At 71.8% G+C, this 16,563-nt stretch carries 14 protein-coding genes; 5 read left to right on the top strand and 9 right to left on the bottom strand.

The window, feature by feature from the left end:
• Positions 1-446: 446 nt before the first annotated feature.
• The 3 genes from P2424_RS02915 (at position 447) to P2424_RS02905 (ending at position 2,711) form a co-directional block, all read left to right on the top strand.
• Entirely contained in the window at positions 447-1,178 is a 732-nt protein-coding gene (locus tag P2424_RS02915; protein WP_276474234.1) for a hypothetical protein, read from the top strand.
• 5 nt (positions 1,179-1,183) lie between these two features.
• Complete coding sequence (locus P2424_RS02910) at positions 1,184-2,101, top strand: SRPBCC family protein (RefSeq protein WP_276474233.1); 918 nt, start codon at positions 1,184-1,186, stop codon at positions 2,099-2,101.
• Between the two features lie 97 nt (positions 2,102-2,198).
• Positions 2,199-2,711 (top strand): hypothetical protein, encoded by a 513-nt coding sequence (locus P2424_RS02905; RefSeq protein ID WP_276474232.1) that lies wholly within the window; start codon positions 2,199-2,201, stop codon positions 2,709-2,711.
• Positions 2,712-3,039: 328 nt separating this feature from the next.
• Here the strand turns inward: P2424_RS02905 and P2424_RS02900 are convergent, their stop codons facing one another.
• Positions 3,040-4,050, bottom strand: a complete 1,011-nt coding sequence (locus P2424_RS02900; protein ID WP_276474231.1) for a hypothetical protein — start codon at positions 4,048-4,050, stop codon at positions 3,040-3,042.
• Positions 4,051-4,212: 162 nt separating this feature from the next.
• Positions 4,213-4,593 (bottom strand): YrhK family protein, encoded by a 381-nt coding sequence (locus tag P2424_RS02895; RefSeq protein ID WP_276474230.1) that lies wholly within the window; start codon positions 4,591-4,593, stop codon positions 4,213-4,215.
• 288 nt (positions 4,594-4,881) lie between these two features.
• On the opposite strand from P2424_RS02895, the gene P2424_RS02890 reads away from it, so the two are divergent.
• A complete protein-coding gene (locus P2424_RS02890) occupies positions 4,882-6,051 on the top strand; it encodes an acyltransferase (RefSeq protein ID WP_276474229.1) in 1,170 nt (389 codons plus the stop codon).
• Between the two features lie 90 nt (positions 6,052-6,141).
• Here P2424_RS02890 and P2424_RS02885 read toward each other — a convergent pair whose 3' ends face one another.
• Positions 6,142-7,554 (bottom strand): polysialyltransferase family glycosyltransferase, encoded by a 1,413-nt coding sequence (locus P2424_RS02885; protein WP_276474228.1) that lies wholly within the window; start codon positions 7,552-7,554, stop codon positions 6,142-6,144.
• A gap of 3 nt (positions 7,555-7,557) precedes the next feature.
• Positions 7,558-8,523: a glycosyltransferase family 2 protein gene (locus tag P2424_RS02880; protein WP_276474227.1), complete on the bottom strand. Its 966-nt coding sequence runs from the start codon at positions 8,521-8,523 to the stop codon at positions 7,558-7,560.
• Positions 8,524-9,107: 584 nt separating this feature from the next.
• On the opposite strand from P2424_RS02880, the gene P2424_RS02875 reads away from it, so the two are divergent.
• Positions 9,108-9,563 (top strand): VOC family protein, encoded by a 456-nt coding sequence (locus tag P2424_RS02875; RefSeq protein WP_276474226.1) that lies wholly within the window; start codon positions 9,108-9,110, stop codon positions 9,561-9,563.
• Positions 9,564-9,713: 150 nt separating this feature from the next.
• On the opposite strand, the gene P2424_RS02870 is transcribed toward P2424_RS02875, so the two are convergent.
• From P2424_RS02870 to P2424_RS02850, 5 genes are all read right to left on the bottom strand, one after another.
• Positions 9,714-11,795, bottom strand: a complete 2,082-nt coding sequence (locus P2424_RS02870) for a M4 family metallopeptidase (RefSeq protein WP_276474225.1) — start codon at positions 11,793-11,795, stop codon at positions 9,714-9,716.
• 352 nt (positions 11,796-12,147) lie between these two features.
• Complete coding sequence (locus P2424_RS02865) at positions 12,148-12,480, bottom strand: DUF952 domain-containing protein (RefSeq protein WP_276474224.1); 333 nt, start codon at positions 12,478-12,480, stop codon at positions 12,148-12,150.
• Positions 12,481-12,562: 82 nt separating this feature from the next.
• On the bottom strand, positions 12,563-12,832 hold the full coding sequence (locus P2424_RS02860; RefSeq protein ID WP_276474223.1) for a hypothetical protein: 270 nt from the start codon (positions 12,830-12,832) through the stop codon (positions 12,563-12,565).
• A 208-nt stretch (positions 12,833-13,040) separates the two neighbouring features.
• Positions 13,041-14,480, bottom strand: a complete 1,440-nt coding sequence (gene gndA, locus P2424_RS02855; protein WP_276474222.1) for an NADP-dependent phosphogluconate dehydrogenase — start codon at positions 14,478-14,480, stop codon at positions 13,041-13,043.
• A gap of 148 nt (positions 14,481-14,628) precedes the next feature.
• On the bottom strand, positions 14,629-16,386 hold the full coding sequence (locus P2424_RS02850) for a bifunctional 3'-5' exonuclease/DNA polymerase (RefSeq protein ID WP_276474221.1): 1,758 nt from the start codon (positions 16,384-16,386) through the stop codon (positions 14,629-14,631).
• Between the last annotated feature and the right edge of the window lie 177 nt (positions 16,387-16,563).

Here is a 16,563-nt window from a genome sequence, read left to right as displayed (position 1 = left end):
GGGCCACCCCGTGCGGCAGCCGTCGAAGCCGCGATCGCCGCAGTTCAGCGAGGTCGTGGAGGTGGACGCGTCGTCCCCGGGGTCGCGCTTCTGGAGGATGACGAGGGTGGCGACAAGGGCGGCGCCGGCGCCGCGGGCGGGCGTTCGCTGCGCTGGTCGCGGCGGACATCCGGCGCGCGCGGAGCCTCGCGGAGGCAGCACGGCTGCACTTCGGATGTGCGGCCGGCCCCCCTTTCCGATCCAGTGGCTGCGTACCGCGTATGCCGGGCACGGGGTGCGACATACAGGGGCGTCTGCTCACAATATCTACATGTCGTATCAATGTCACCGAGGTGGGTGCCGGCGTCGGGAGCGTCCCCGCCCCGGTGTGCCCCGCGGCTCCAGACGCCGAGAGCCCCCAGCCGGCGGGTGGCTCGGGGAGAGCGCCGCCTCTTCAGGAGCACGGCGTGGCACTGCGCTGCTGTGTCCGGCCCACCCGGCCCGCCACGCGGGACGACACCGTCCCGGAATCCGGCGACGGCACTGAGGCATTCGCCGACGAGTCCAAGGAAACGGCCATGGAAGAAAGCTGCAAGAAGGCGGTCATCGCCGCAGTCGCGGGCGGATACCTGCTCGGCAGGACGAGGAAGGCGAAGCTCGCGCTCGTACTGGGAACCGCGGTCGCCGGGCGCCGACTGGGACTCGATCCGCAGGAACTGGTGAGCAAGGGGCTCCGGAAGCTCTCCGGGACTCCCCAGTTCGCGGCCCTCACCGAGCAGGTGCAGGAGGAACTGGTGGGCGCCGCGCGCACAGCGCTCAGCTCCGTCACCGACCGGCGCATCGAGGCCGTCACCGAGTCGCTCCGCGGTCGTACCGAGCGCCTGGGCTCCAGGGGAGAGGTGCAGGACGAAGAGGGCTCTCGAGAGAAGGGCGACGAGGGCGACCAGGGCGGCGAGGGCGAGGAAGAAGCGGAGGAGGGGGCCCGGGAGGAAGACGGGGAGCCGCGCCGCAAGCCTGCCGAGAGGGCGTCGGCCAGGACGGCGGGCAGCTCCCGCGAGCGGACGAAGAGCGCCGCGGCCGGAGGCAGGAAGACGGCGCCCGCCCGGTCGAGCAGGCGGACGACGGAGGGCTCGTCCGCCAAGAAGAGCTCCAGCACGTCGAGCAAAAGGTCCGCCGCCCGCACGAGCCGTAGGAGGTGAGTGGCGTGGCCGGAAAGCCGGAGAGGACGAAGCCGGATGAGGGCGGCTCCCCTCTCGACCAACTTCGTGAGCAGTTCCTCGAGTACCTGGGCGCGGTGGGCAAGCAGGCCGTCGGCAAGGTGACGGACAAGCTCGGAAGTGTGGCGGACGGAGACGGCGGAGCTGTCGCAGGCGCTGCGGCAGCCGCGGCCAGGGGCGAGAACCCGGTCAAGGCTGTCGTCAAGGAGAAGGCCGTGAGTGCCAAGGACAAAGCCGTGGGGAAGGCCAAGGAAGCGGTCGGTGCGGACGGCGGCGGCAGCGAAGCCGGGGACCTCAAGGCCATCAACATCATCGAGCATGTGGACATCGGCCGGCCGCTTCGTGTCGTCTACAACCATTTCTCGCAGTTCGAGGACTTCGGCACGTTCACCAACGGCGTCAGCAGCGTGTCGGTGGACGACGAGGACGAGACCACCACCGACTGGAAGGTCCGCGTCTGGCCGTCCACCCGCAGTTGGCAGGCCACCACGCTGGAGATGGTGCCGGACGAGCGGATCGTGTGGACGTCGGAAGGCTCGAAGGGCACTACTCGCGGCGCGGTCAGCTTCCACTGGCTCGACGAGAAGCTGACACGGGTCACGGTGGTCGTGGAGTACTACCCCTCCGGCTTCTTCGAGAAGCTCGGCAACATCTGGCGGGCTCAGGGCCGGCGCCTTCGCCTCGACCTCAAGCACTTCCAGCGCTATGTCACTCTCCAGGCCGAAGAAGTGGAGGGCCGGCGGTGCGAGATCCGCGACGGGGAGGTCGTCCGCAGCCATGACGAGGTCGTGCGGGAGGAGCGCGAGGAACAGGAAGGCGCGGAGCACGACCACGATGACGAAGGATCTGCCGAGGAGGAGCAGAACGGCGAGGAGACCGTCGAAGGCGAGGACCGGCGGAAGTAGGGCCTTCCTGACGGGGCGGGACGCTCCGTTCCGGAGCTCTCCCCGCGTGCGGAGGCGCTCCCTGAGGAAGTCCCGGTCCAACCGGGGAAGGGCCACCATGCATGCCGACAGACTCTCGGTCTACCTCAACGACCACCTGGCCGGCGCGACGTTCGGCACCGCGCTCGCGCGCCGGATATCCCGCCGGGGTCGCGGCGGGGTGCACCGTGCCGAACTGGAGCGCCTCGCCGAGCAGATCGCGGCCGACCGGCAGGCCCTGTTGACCCTCATGGACGGGCTGGGAATACCCGCCCACCGGTACAAGGTCTGCGGCGGATGGGCCGCCGAGCGGCTTTCGCGTCTGAGGTCCAACGGGGCTCTGCGTGGCCCCTCCGGGCTGAGCACTCTCATGGACCTGGAGACGCTGCGGTTGGGTGTCGAGGGGAAGAGCCTGCTCTGGCGCACCCTGCTGAGGAGGGCGCAGCAGGAAGGCGCATGGGACGAGGCCCGGCTCAGCGCGCTGCTGGAGCGGGCTCTCGGGCAGATCGACACACTCGAAGCGCTGCGCCTGGCCGTGGCTGATGTGCTCTTCTCCCGGGGTGCGCTCGATGGAACTCCGGACAACGGCTGAGAGCAACTGCTGCCGAGAGGGCGGGAATCAGGGCGGGATGGTGTCGGTATCGACATGCCGACCATGCCGGACAAGCGACGCCATACGGCTGCCGGTCCCGGCGCGGCTTGTGTTCCGACGGCCGCGGGGTGGGAGCGGGAGCCGGACCTCCGTCGACCGGGGGCATGTCTTACGTCGGCGGGTCGAGAGACAGACGGCGGCGCACCGAGCGGAAGATCCGCCTCCGGTGCGGGCCGTCCGGCTGGCCCGGCCCGCGGAGCCCGGACTCGGCGGAGCCGGGGCGGTCAGCCTCGACGGTCGAGGTGGCCTCGATGTCCGGATCGGGCGTTCATGGCGGCCGCCCTCGCCCGCGGCTGCGGAACGAAGACCCGTCCTTGTGCGATGTCCGCCCGGACTCGTCTCGGCTCCTGGAGCCCGAAGCCTTCTTCGTCCGCCCAGCGGTCCCGGGGCTGTTGCCGCGGCTCGAGGCCGCGCCGGACGCTCCACCGGTGGCCCGCTTCGCCGCACGTCCGGCCGAGCCGGCGGTCTCGGCGGCTTCGGTACCCGCCTCTCCGACCGCCTCCCCGGCTTCCCCGCCGACTTTCTCGGTCGCTCTTCCGGCTCCCTGGCCGACCTCTCCGGCCGCCTTTCCCGCGCCTTCCCCGACGTCCTGCGCCGCCTTTCCCGCGCCTCCCCCGACATCCTCCACCGCCCGGCCCGCGCCTTCCCCGACATCCTGGACGGCCTCTCCCGCGCCTTCCCCGACGTTCTCCACGGCCCGGCCCGCGCCCTGCCCGACATCCTGTACGGCTTCGCCCGCGCCCTCCCCCAGCTCCCCGACGGCCTTTCCGGCGCCGCCGCCCAGGCTTTCCGCCGCGGAGCCGACACCGGAGGTGATCTGCTCCAGGATCTGCGGGTTGCGGTCGATGGTGGACAGCACCCTGCCCACGATCGCGGCGACGTTGTCGAGCCGGACCTTGAGCAGGGCCTGTGCCTCCACGCCCTTGATGTCCAGCTCCACGCGGCCGAGCGACACATCGGCGCCGACGTTGAGCTTGAGCAGGTCCAGGACCTCAGCCTGCAGGGACACCCGGGCCTGCAGGTCCTCGACCTGCAGATTGATCTCCTCGACCCGGAGTTGCGGTACGTCGAGGAGGACATCCGGGGCGTCGGACCTCTCTGTCGGCTGTGCGGAGGAGGCCTCGGTAAGCTCGCCTTCCAGTGGCTCTTCGCCGTCCCCCTCCTCGCTCCACTCCGTCTCGGCCTCCCCTTCGCCGCCGTCGGGGGGAGGGGCGTCATGTTCGTCCTCGCCCTCGTCCGGCTCGTCCGATTCGGCATCGACGTCTCTGTGATCCCGCATGCCGCACCTCAGGGGTCGCTGTCTTATCCACCATTTTCAGATTAAAGGGGGAGATCGGATCGCGCTTCCGGAACCGGCCTGCCCGCCGCCGGGCATCGGGGGGAGCGGTTCCGTCCCGCGGCCGGGCTGGCTCACCCGGCCGCGACGACACCCCGACAGGTCTCAGTAGTCCTGCGAGGGCGCCATGTGCGCCGTCTCCGGGCTGCCGCCCACGCGCCGGAGATGGATGTGCCGGCCGAGCCGGATGACCGGGCGGACGAGGAGTTCCACGCTCCCCAGGAGAAAGCACCAGGTGCCCGGCTCGGTCCACGCCTCGGAGAAGAACATCACGCTGCCGACGATGAACCAGAGGGCGATGAGGATGTCGTTGACGATGCTCGCGGTGGCGTACCGCCGGCGGATCACCAGCTCCTCGTGGCCGATCTGCACGGTCAGCGGACGCGAGGCCGCCTCCCGGCCCGACGGCCGGGACGCGCCTCCGAGCCGGCGCGGGCCGGGTTCGCCGCCGTGCGCGGGGGCGGTCGTGGACGTGGGCTCGGACACCTGCGGGAACCTCCTGGAACGGGACAGCCGGTTGTCGTCGGACACCGGCGACCGCGCACCACTCGCGCGGAGGATGCCGACGACCCCTGCGCCTGTACCCGGCTCTCCGCTGCCCGAACATGGCAACGCCGGCATCCGGCGCCCGCGGCACGGGCCCGGCGGAGGAGTTCCGCTGCTGTTCCCCTTCCGTACAGGTTGCGGGCCCGGGCGGCTGGCACGCTCTTGCGGGTCTGCTCGCCGGTGACCGGCGAGGTGGTACAGGAAATCCTCGTCCTCACAAGGCTGGGCATGTCAACTGATGAAGTTTCCGCGGGCCCGGTGACTCCGCCCGCGAGTCCGGTGGTTCCCTCCCCGGATCCGGCGGCGGCCACCGCTGTCACCGAGACCGGACCCGGCCCCGGGCCGGCCGCTTCCGGGCAGGCGCCCGCCGCGCCGCCGGCGCGTCGCGAACACCGCTTCGACATCGACCTGCTGCGGGTGATCTGTGCCTGCGCGGTCATCACCGGGCACGTCGGCGGCGAGTGCATGCTCGCGGTCGGCAAGAGTGCGGAGAACGGCCGCGCTGTCTACTGGACGGGGCTCTTCCTCGACTCGGTGACCAGCTGGGCCGTTCCGATGTACTTCGCGATCGCCGGCTGGGCGGTGCTGGTGGGCGCGCCGCCGCGGAACGGCGGGACGCTGCGCAAGCGTTCGCTGCGCATGATCATCCCGGTGGGCATCTGGTCGGCGGTCTACCTGCTGTGGGGGCGGCTGCGGGACACGAACGGCGGTCCGACCTCGAAGCTGGCCCTGGACGCGCTCTTCGGCACCGTCCAACCGGCCTTCCACCTGTGGTATTTCTACGCCCACGTGCCGCTCATCCTGATCCTGGGCTTCGTGATGCTGCTCAAGGCGGGCAAGCGTCCCTGGGGCGTGGTGGCCGCACTCGTGGTCATCTCGGCGGGTCCTACGGCCTTCAGTGATCTGGCGAGGCTGACCGGCTGGGACGTACCGCACTTCGGCTGGCAGGTCGGCAGCTACTCACTCGTCTACGCCGTGATCGGAGCTCTGCTGCTCAGCCTGCCCGCCACCCGGCGCAGGCACCGCGGCTGGTGGCTCGCGGGCGCCGTGGCGTCCATGGGCCCGGTGCTCTGGTCGCAGGACCGCATCCACTTCGTGATCCCCAACGCCAGCATCTTCGTCGCCGCGCTCAGCGTCTGCGTGCTGTTCGCCGCCAACGGGGTGCGGATCCCGGAGCGGATGCGTCCCGCGCTGACCAAGCTGACGGACGCCGGGCTGGGGGCGTTCATGTTCCATGTGCTGCTGCTGAAGACGATCGCGCCCGCGTTTCTCTCCGCCGACCGCGGATGGCTGGGGGCAGCGGGAGCCGCGGCCGCGCTGACGGTCGTCACGGTGGTGCCGTCCTTCGGACTGAGCATGCTGTGGGGGCGGTTCAAGCTGAGGCGCTACCTCGGGTAGGCAGCTGCCACCGTGGCCGCCGGCCGCGGTCCGACGACGGGAGGGCCGGTGCCGGACAACAGCTGTCCGGCACCGGCCCACCCGTCGTGCTCATCCCCGTACCGCCGACTGCGCCGCGCGGATCCGGCGGGCCGCCCAGCGCGCCGAGGGGCTGGTCCGCAGCAGCCTGGCCCGGACCGACGTACCGCCTCCGGGAAGGGCGAGCGCGGTCAGCCGGCGGCGCTTGAAGTAGCGTTCGGTGGCTTCACCGAGGTGCTCCTCCAGCCAGGCGGCGGCCTCCTGGCGCAGCTCCGGATGGAGCTTGGCCTGCATGCAGTAGCCCACGGTCCGCACCAGCGCGCCGAGTTCGTCGGCCCGCTCCGCGATGCCGGGGGCCTCCTGCGGGCGGTCGGACAGCTCCGGCACGGCGTAGTCGACGATCGTGACGGGAACGCGGTTGCTGTTCTGATACGGCGTCAGCCGCTCCAGCAGCGCCTCCGTGCCCACCCTGGCGATCGCGATGCCGTAGTAGGCGGCCGCAGTCAGCAGGGCGGTGGAGAAGCAGCCCACGACCAGCGTGGGACGGCACCGGTCGTACACGGCCTCGGCCAGCACGGGGCCTTCCAGGACGTGCAGCCGCACTCCCGCCCGAGCGGCTTCCTGCTCCAGGACGCGGGAGTAGCGCGCCGGCGCTGTGGGATGGGGCTTGAACACCACACCCGAGTGGCCCGCGGCCACCGCCCCGCGCAGCATCCGGGCGTGCAGCTCTTCCTCCTCCTCGGGGGTGAGGATGCCCAGCGCCGCGAGGTACTGCCCCAGCAGCACGGCGCTCGGGCGGTCCTGTGCGACGCGGGCCAGCTCCGGCTCCCCGGCGGCGGCCTCTCCCAGCTCGCCGAGCACCTTCAGGAACGCCGCGTCGGGCACGGCCTCGGGCGGGACGGTGTGCTCCGCCAGCAGCAGAGGGCGCAGTCCGGGCACCAGATCGAGATGCAGCAGCCGCTGGACGCGGCAGCCCAGCCACTGCGGGAGCCGCTCCCGGGTGGGTCCGTAGCTCATCAGACCGTCGGCGTAGACGTGCACCGCACTGCCGCTGAAGACGGTGGCCAGCGCTTTGGCCGGGCTGACGTGGACGGATTCCACCACCAGCTCCACGGGTGCGCTCCCCAGCCCCCAGGCGTGCCGGAACATCCGCTCCCACACCGGTGCCTCGTCCCGCAGCGGGGTCCAGGTGCTGGGGTGGTACGGCTGGATGGCCTCGTTCCAGTCGACGATCTCGTCGAACCGCGCCGCCAGCCGCTCGAAGCCGTTCATCGCGGGGAGGCGGGTGGCCGCCTCCGGAGTGGCGGCGTTGTTGGAGACCAGGAGGATACGGCGGGCCGCCTCCGGCTGCCCGAACTGTCCCGCGTCCACGGAGGCGGCCAGGGTCGCGGCTCCGTAGAGCGTGGAGACCTCGAAGATCTGGACTGGGCGGGCGGACTGCTGGTCGGCGCGGCGCTGCTGCGCCGGCCCACGGGGATCCGGCATGGGTCAGGCCGCCCTTCCGACCGCGCGCATGCGCTGCAGTCTGTCGGCGCGTGCGTGGTCCATCCCCGCCAGTGTCAGGTCGAGCACGTCCTGGGGCATGCGCTGCAGCGCGGAGGCCACCCTCTTCTTCAGCTGCCGTGCCACCGGGGCGTGGTAGCGCCGGATGTTGGCCAGGTGGAAGGCGATCAGCGCGCAGTACGTCCGCACCGCCTTGGGCAGGAAGCGGTCCCCTTCCGGATCGGCGGCCAGGTCGGCGAGGAGCGCGTCGTGGGCGGGGATGAAGTCCAACTGCCGGGCGTCGCGGATCTGGGTGAGCGAGGTGGTCACCCCGCGCCGGTAGAACACTCCGAGCAGGCCCGTGACCGCGAACGAGCGGGCCGCCAGGTGCAGTCGCCAGGTCCACAGCCGGTCCTCGGCGGTGCGCAGATCGGCGGCGAACCGCAGCGCCCCGTCCTCGAACAGGGTGCGGCGGTAGATGCCGGCCCAGACGAACGGGTAGTCCACCATCGTCTCCGCCTGCGGAGGAGCGATCACATCGCGCGGGTCCAGCACCGTGTCGCGTACCGGCGCGGGGGCGCGGCGCACGACACGCTTGGTGCTGGTGCTCTGGACGTGGTCGGTGCGTACGAAGTCGCAGCCCGACCGCTCGATGACGCGGACGAGTTCGTCGAGGTGGCCGGGGCCGTACCAGTCGTCACCGTCCAGGAAGGTCAGGTAGTCCCCGCTGGCCGCCTCGATCCCGGCGTTGCGGCTGCGGGCGATACCCCGGTTCTCCTCGTGCCGGATGACGGTGGAGCCGGGGAGGCGGTGCTCCCACCGGTCCAGAATCTCCGGGGTGGAGTCCGTGGAGCAGTCGTCGACCAGGATGAACTCCGTTGTCGGCCCCGCGTTGTTGGCGAGACTTCTCAGGGTGTCTTCCGCGAATTCCTGCACATTGTGGCACGGCACGATGACGGAGAGTTTGGGCATATGCGGTCCAGGGGATAGCGTGAAGTGGGCGGGGCGGTGAACTGGCAGTGAATTTCGGCGGTCGACTGTGTAAAAGAATCATTGTGCCGGCCGGTATCCGGATCGGAATGGCGCGAGGCGACCGGATGTGCGGCACAAGTGGTGAGCCTACCCTCTCGGTCAGGCGTTTCTGAAGGTCGCAGGCGATTGCCGGCCGTCTGGAGAGGCAGTGGGTCCCCGCATCGGAAAGCTATCCGTGCGGCCGGTGAATTCCCGGTGACCCGTATTCTGCACCGGTCGGAATTCTCACTGAACGGGAGTACCCCCGCCATGCTTTCCGTGTTCCGGGCCGTGCGGGGGCCCGGGAGTCCGGGGTGTCCGGGTGGCGAGCGTGCGCCTGCACGCCGTCCGGTGCCGGAACGGCGGGTCGGGCGGCGCTGCCGCGGGGCCGGCTGCGCCGCTCCCGGGATGCCCTCGCCGTCCCGGTCGCCTAGGCTCGAAGCATGCCGGGCCGCCCCGGCCGCCGGCCGGGTGCGCGTCGGGCCACGGAGCCTGCCGGTGCTCTCCACCGGTGTGCGGCTGCCCCCAGTGAAGGAGCGCGCGTCATGCCCGAGAGCCTGTCGAGCGACAACGCCTTTCCCGCGCCCGGCGAGGGAATGGTGGTGACCGTCTTCCTCACCGTGGACGATGTGGCGCGCTCGCGCCGGTTCTACAGCGAGGTGCTGGGCGGAGAGATCGTCCTGGAGGAAAACCCCTGCACCATCCGGCTCGCCAACAGCTGGGTCATCATGAATCCCGGCGGCGGGCCCACACCTGACAAACCCGGGGTGACGCTGCAGCCCCCCGAGACCCGGGACACGGTCTCCAGCTTCATGAACCTCCGGGTGGCCGACATCCAGTCCGTGTACGAGGAGTGGACGGCCAAGGGCGCCGAGTTCCTCACTCCGCCCATCGACCGGGAGGCCGAACTGCGCTGCTACCTGCGCGATCCCGACGGCTATCTGATCGAGGTCGGTCAGGCGACCGGAATGCTGCACGGACACTTCGCCCGGCAGGGCTGAGGGGTCCGGCCCTGCACCGGGAAGGACACCCGAAGGGACGCGTACGGCGACCCGGACGTGCGCCGTGCCGGGAGCCATGGCTCCCGGCACGGCGCACGTCCGGGGCGCGGCGGTCCGGCGCGCAGCGCGCCGGACCGGTGCTGCGGAGGGTTACGGGAAGGTGAGCTTGAAGCTGTTGATGTATCCGGTGTCGAAGTAGCCCCTGTCCCGGACCTTCAGCTTCCAGACACCGTTGGCGTTCTCGGACGAGGCGTTGACGGTGTAGGTGGTGTCGATGTTCGGCGTCGAGTCGCCGGAGGAGCTGTGCAGGCGGTACGACCTGCCGCTCGGGCCCACCAGGTCGACCTGCAGGTCACCGCTGTAGGTGTGCACGATGTTCACGCCCACCTTGAGGTTGCTGGGCGCCTTGCCGCTCAGACCGGTGGTGGTGATCTTGGAGGTCACCGCGGAGCCGGGGTAGTCCGGGATGGAGACGTCCGTGTCGTTGGTGAACGTCTTGCCGTCGCCGGGGTCGGGGTCGCCGCCGGGGCGTTCGCCGACGTTGACACCGGCCCAGGCATCCGCCACCGACTTGTACTCGGCGCTGTCGGTGCCGTACAGGTCACCGGCCACCGCGAGGGTGCCGGCGCGTGCCCCGGCGTAGTTGGTGGTGGAGGTGAACTTGGTGGTCAGCGCCTTGTACCAGATCAGCGCGGCCTTCTCGCGGCCGATCCCGGTGACCGGGAGACCGTCGGAGGTGGGCGAGTCGTAGCTGACGCCGTTGATGACCTTGGCGCCGCTGCCCTCGCTCAGCAGGTAGAACCAGTGGTTGGCGGGACCCGACGAGTAGTGCACGTCGCTGTTCCCGATGCCCGAGTACCAGTAGTCCTTGGAGGCGCCGTCCCGGCTGGGCTTGTCCATGTAGCGCAGCGGAGAGCCGTCACCGTTGATGTCGATCTTCTCGCCGATCAGGTAGTCGCCCTTGTCGGTCGAGTTGGCGGCGTGGAACTCCACGGCCGTGCCGAAGATGTCCGAGGTCGCCTCGTTGAGGCCGCCGGACTCACCGCTGTAGATCAGGCCGGCGGTGGCCGAGGTGACACCGTGGGTCATCTCGTGCCCCGCCACGTCCAGCGAGGTCAGCGGCTTGCTGTTGCCCGAGCCGTCGCCGTACGTCATGCAGAAGCAGGAGTCGCTCCAGAACGCGTTGACGTAGCTGTTGCCGTAGTGGACCCGGGAGTAGGCGGCCTGGCCGTCACCACGGATGCCGGAGCGGCCGTAGACCTCCTTGTAGTAGTCCCAGGTCTCCGCGGCACCGAAGTGCGCGTCCGCACCCGCGGTGGCGGGATCGGACGGGCTGCCGTTCCCCCAGGTGTCCGAGGACTGGGAGAAGAGGGAGCCGGTGCCGGAGGTCCCGTGGTTGAGGTTGTAGGTCTTGTGGCCGCCGCGGGCGTTGTCGGTCAGCGTGTAGTTCGATCCCGACTGCGCGGTGCCGAGGGTGACCTGGCCGCTGTACTGGGTGTTGCCGATGCCGGTCTGGACGCCCTCCCACTGGCTGATCTTCTTGCCGGTGCGCGCGTCCGTGACGACGTGCAGCTCGCTGGGCGTGCCGTCGTGCTGCAGTCCGCCGACGACCGTCTCGAAGGCGAGGGTGGGCTTCCCCTCGACCAGCCACACGACCTTGCGCGGTCCGCGGTCCGCGTCGGTCTTCTTCGACCCCGCGGCGTCGGCGGCCTTCAGGGCCTGCCGTTCCGCCGTGCCGGGGCGGACACCCGCCTTGGCGGAGAGGTTCTTGAGCGCGTGCTTGGAGGCCCGGCCGACCTCCTTGGTGGCGCCCTTCGCGGTGGTCTCCACGACGAGGTCGCCGCCGAGCACGGGCATTCCGCGGTAGGTGCGCTCGTAGCGCGTGTGGACGGTGCCGTCGCGGTCCTTGAGCACGTCGCGGACGACCAGCTTCTCCTTGGCGCCCAGGCCGAGCTTGTCGGCGGTGGCGGCCTTCTTGCTGTCCGCCTTCCGCAGCAGCGCGTCGCGTTGGGCGGGCGAGAGCTTGACGGGCAGGGCTCCGGTGTCGGCGCCCTTGGCGGCTGCCGCCGCGGTGTCGTGGCTCTGGTCGTCGGCGGCGGCCGGGCCGGTCTGGACGGCGACCGAGAGCAGGGCGGCCACGGCGCCGAGCGCGACGCCCGCCGATGCCTTGGGTGGCAGGAGGCGTCTGTGGGAGGTGGCGGTGGTGCCTCTGTGGGAGGTTGATCTTCGCAAGACTGGCTCCTTCTGCTGACCGCACGGTTGTGCGGCCTGGGAGACCGGGCGGCGGACGACCGTCCGGCGGATCTCGGCAGAGCAAGGCGGAGCAAACGCGAGCTGGTGGAACGGTGTTGCTGGTGCGGCGACCGGAACGACCAGCACCGCGTGTGGGGAACTGCCGCTCGTCGTTCGTGCAGTGGTACGAGCGGCCAGTCGCAGACTGCCACTCGGGGCAAGCTCCTGTCAGGAGCGCATCAAGGGTTTGGCCGGAAACGGTCCGTTGTCCGTGCGTTCACGTCCGCTATCCGGAGCCGTTCACCGGCCGGGTGGCACGCCGCGCCGGTTCCCCGCCGGGCCGTACAGCCCCTCAGGCCCCGTCGGCCCAGGGGTCGGTGGCCACGACCGCCGACACCGGAAGCGGGCCGTAGAGGTGCGGGAAGTCCTCACCGCCGGGCACGGCCGGCTCGTAGCGGACCGGCGAGGAGAGCCGCTCGGTGTCGACGACGAGGACGACCAGCCGGTCCGGTGCCACCCGGCCGCCGTAGAGCGCGGCCGCCACGGCGGGGAGTTGGTGCCGCAGCGAGAGGTGGATGAAGCCGACCTCGCTCAGCGTCCGGCCGCGGGTGGACATCTCGTACGTCCCCCGCGCGCGGGCTTCGTCCCACAGGACTCGCTCGGTGATGTGCAGTACCTCAGCCATCCCCGCACGCTAGTCGGCGCGCGCCCCGCGGGGGGTCGGATGCGCCCCCGGCGGTCCGCCCCCGGTGCCGGCCGCGACGGACTCAGTCGCGGAACGAGCCGTCGGCCCGCCGCGCGTGCCGAGCCAGCAGGTGCCCGCACAGCGGGCAGTGGCGCCGCAGCGCCCGCTTGAGCAGGTACCCGATGCCCGCCGTGCACACGTACACCAGGCCGACTCCCGTCGCCTGCAGCAGTTTTCCCAGTCCCGACTTGGTGCAGCTCTCGCAGTCCCGGCAGCCGCCGGCCATCGCGGATCCCTCGCCTTCGTCCTGTTCGGTGGTTCTGCCCGGAAGGACGTGAGCAGGGCCGCGCACGGGTGCCTCCGGTACCGTGCCGCGACGGTCCGGGGACGCGCCTGTGACAGCGGGCCGCGGGCCGCGGTCCGTGCATCGTGGTGCGTGGCGCGGATCCCCCCGGCACTCCGCACCCATCCGGCCGCGGGCAAGCGGTTGATGCGGCACGTCGAGCGGCGGACACCGTCGCCGGGGGCGCCGGGTCCTCCGGACCGGAGGGGGTGCGGGGTCAGCTCTCGACTTCGGTCCGGTCGCCGCCCCAGAGGGTGTGGAAGACGCCGTCGCGGTCGGTGCGGCGGTAGGTGTGCGCTCCGAAGTAGTCGCGCTGCCCTTGGGTGAGTGCGGCCGGAAGGCGTTCGGCGCGCAGGGAGTCGTAGTAGGCGAGGGCGGAGGCGAAGCCCGGGACGGGGACGCCCTGAGCGGCGGCTGTGGCGACGACCGCCCGCCAGTCGTCCTGCGCGGCGCCGATCTCGGTCGCGAACCCCTTGTCGGTGAGCAGGCTGGGCAGTCCGGGCTGTGCGGCGTAGGCCCTGGTGATCCGGTCGAGGAAGGCGGCCCTGATGATGCAGCCGCCGCGCCAGATCGCGGCGACCTCTCCGAGGTCGATGTGCCAGCCGTACTTCTCGCTGCCGGCGGCGATCTCGTGGAAGCCCTGGGTGTAGGAGACGAGCTTCGACGCGTACAGGGCCTGTTCGACGCGGTCGGTGAACGCGGCCGCCTCCTCTGCGCCGAGGGGGCGCGCGGCGGGTCCCGCCAGCCGGCGGGAGGCGGCGCGCAGCTCCGCGTGCCCGGAGACCGAGCGGGCGAAGACGGCCTCAGCGATGCCGGGGACCGGAACCCCCAGGTCGAGGGCGGTCTGCACGGTCCAGCGGCCGGTGCCCTTCTGCTCCGCGCGGTCGGCGACGACGTCGAGGAACGGCCGGCCGGTCTCCGCGTCGGTGTGGGTGAGCACCTGTGCGGTGATCTCGATCAGGTAGGACTCCAGCCGCCCCTGGTTCCAGCGCCGGAAGATCTCGGCGATCTCGGCGGGGGACCGGCCCGCGACCTTCCGCAGCAGGTCGTACGCCTCCGCGATGAGCTGCATGTCCGCGTACTCGATGCCGTTGTGCACCATTTTCACGAAGTGGCCGGCCCCGTCCGGACCCATGTGCGCGGTGCACGGGGCGCCGTCCGGAGCCCGCGCGGCGATCCGCTCCAGCAGCGGACCCAGTGCTTCCCAGGACTCGTCCGAGCCGCCCGGCATGATGCTCGGGCCCAGCAGGGCACCTTCCTCGCCGCCGGAGATGCCCGTGCCCACGAAGTGGATGCCGCGCTCCCGCAGCGCGGCCTCCCGCCTGCGGGTGTCCTCGAAGTGCGCATTCCCTCCGTCGACGAGGATGTCGCCGGGCTCCAGCAGCTCGGCGAACTCCTCGAGGACCGCGTCCGTGGGCTCGCCCGCCTTGACCATCACCACCAGACAGCGGGGCCGCCGCAGGGCCGCGACGCACTCCCGTGCGGAGCCGGCCGGTACGAAGTCGCCCTCGTGGCCGAACTCGTCCATCAGCTCCGTGGTCCGCGCCTCGGTGCGGTTGTGCAGGGCGACCGTGAAGCCGTTCCGGGCGAAGTTCCGGGCGAGGTTGCGCCCCATGACGGCCAATCCGGTGACACCGATCCGCGCCGACGCTGTCATGGCCACACCTTTCGGACGGGGAAGCTTCCGTGCGCCGCGAGCGCCCGCGCGGGGCTCCCGCGCCGGTCGGCCCGGCCGCACCCCTCGATCGTCCCCCGACACGCGCCCCGGCGCTCGCCGCCGTGCCACGGGGCCCGGTTCTGCCCGGTCACTTGGCATCGGCGTAGCACTCCACCGCGGCGGTGGTGAAGGCGAAACGTACGGGAGTCGGCCCGAACGCGGCGACGCCGGCCTCCTCGGCGGCCGCCGTGATGGCCTCCCGCACCCGGGGCGCCTCCTCGGCGGGACAGTGCACGATGACCTCGTCGTGCTGAAAGAACACCAGTTCGGCGGCGAGGGGCAGGAGGCGCCGGCGCAGCGCCGCGAGCATCAGCACCGCCCAGTCCGCCGCACTGCCCTGGACCACGAAGTTCCGGGTGAAGCGGCCCCGGGCCCGCGCGGCGCCCGCCGCGCTCCCGGGGGCACCCTCCCGTGGACCGGACGCCTCCGCGCCCGCCTCGGGCCCGGTGCCGCCCGCGTCCTCGTCCCCGCCGCGGCCCACGGGCGGGGAGGTACGGCCCAGATGGGTGCGGACGAGGCGGCCCTCCTCTCCCGCGCGGGCCGCCTCGTCCACATAGGAGACCGCGGCGGGGAACCGCTTCCGCAACGCGGCGAGGTTGCGCAGGCCGTCACCGCTGGTCTGGCCGTAGACCGCGCCCAGCACCGCGAGCTTGGCGCGGTCGCGGTCGCCCGCGAAGGCCCGCTGCGACAGCGCCGAGTACAGGTCCTGCCCGCTGCTCGCCACCGCCATCAGCCCCGGGTCCCGGGAGACGGCCGCGAGCACCCGTGGCTCCAGCTGGTCGGCGTCGGCCACCACCAGCAGATGCCCCGGGTCGGCGACCACGGCCCTTCGCACCACCTTCGGAATCTGCAGCGCACCGCCTCCGTTGGTGGTCCAGCGGCCGGAGGCCGCGCCGCCGGGCACGTACGCGGCGTGGAAGCGGCCGTCCCGCACCCAGGAGCGCAGCCAGCTCCAGCCGTGCGCGGTGTAGAGGCGGTACAGCTTCTTGTAGCGCAGCAGCGGCTCGACCGCCGGATGGTCCACCTTCCGCAGCTCCCAGGCCCGCGTGGACTCCAACCGGACCCCCGCGCGGGCGAACGCCTGCAGCACCTCCGCGGCAAGGTCGGGACGTACCCGCTCGCCGGGACCGAACGCCTGCGAGATCTCCTCCTCCAGCTCCACCAGGCGCCTCGGCAGCCCGTTGCCCGCGTATCGTTCGCCCAGCAGTTCCTCCAGCAGCTCCCGGTGGATCTCCGCGCTCCAGGGCAGCCCCGCCTGAGTCATCTCCCCGGCCACCAGCGTCCCCGCGGACTCCCCGGCCAGCAGGAGCCGCATCCGCTCCGGATACGGCACCCGTGCCGTCCGGTCCAGCTGTGCCGCGTACACCTCCAGCAGGGCCTCCAGTGGATCCACGCCGTCCGGCAGCGGTACCGGACCCGTCTCGAACAGCGAGGGCGGGACGTCGGACTCCGGGTGCTCCGGCGGCCGGTCCGGGGGCACCGGACGCCCGTGCAGCCGGGCCCAGGCGGCGGGCAGCGAGCGGGGATCGCCCGCAAAACCCTCGTGCGCGAGCAGCAGCGCCTCGGCCGTCTCCACGTCATAGCAGCGCGTCACCCGGACCCCGGCGGCCAGCAGCTCCGACTGCACCTGCGGGGTGGCCCGCCACACCCATCGGGCCACCTCCGGGCGGGCGCGTACGGCAGCCGCCGCCGACTCCTCCGTGTGCACGGGCCCCGCAGCCCGGCCGCGCGCGTCCAGCGGGCACACCCGCACCCGGGTGCCGCCCGCCGGTGCCAGCGCCCACCTGCCGTCCGGTGTCCCCCGCGTGCGGTGCCCGTCCTCCGCGCCCCCCGTCCCGTCGTCCATGCCGGGAGTCTCCCAGCCACCTCTGACAAGGCCCGCCGGACCGCGCCCACCGCCGTCCGCGCGCGAGTGGCGGCAGGCGGAGCCGGAGGGTGCCACCGGTCGGCGCATTCCGGCGGCGAGAACAGATGAGGGAGTGTCATACTCCCGCCATGCCGACCCACTTGGAGAACAGAAGGG

This window comes from Streptomyces sp. WMMB303, assembly GCF_029351045.1.
Lineage (GTDB): Bacteria > Actinomycetota > Actinomycetes > Streptomycetales > Streptomycetaceae > Streptomyces.
Note: the sequence above shows the minus strand (reverse complement) of the source record. Positions and strands in the feature narration are given on the sequence as shown.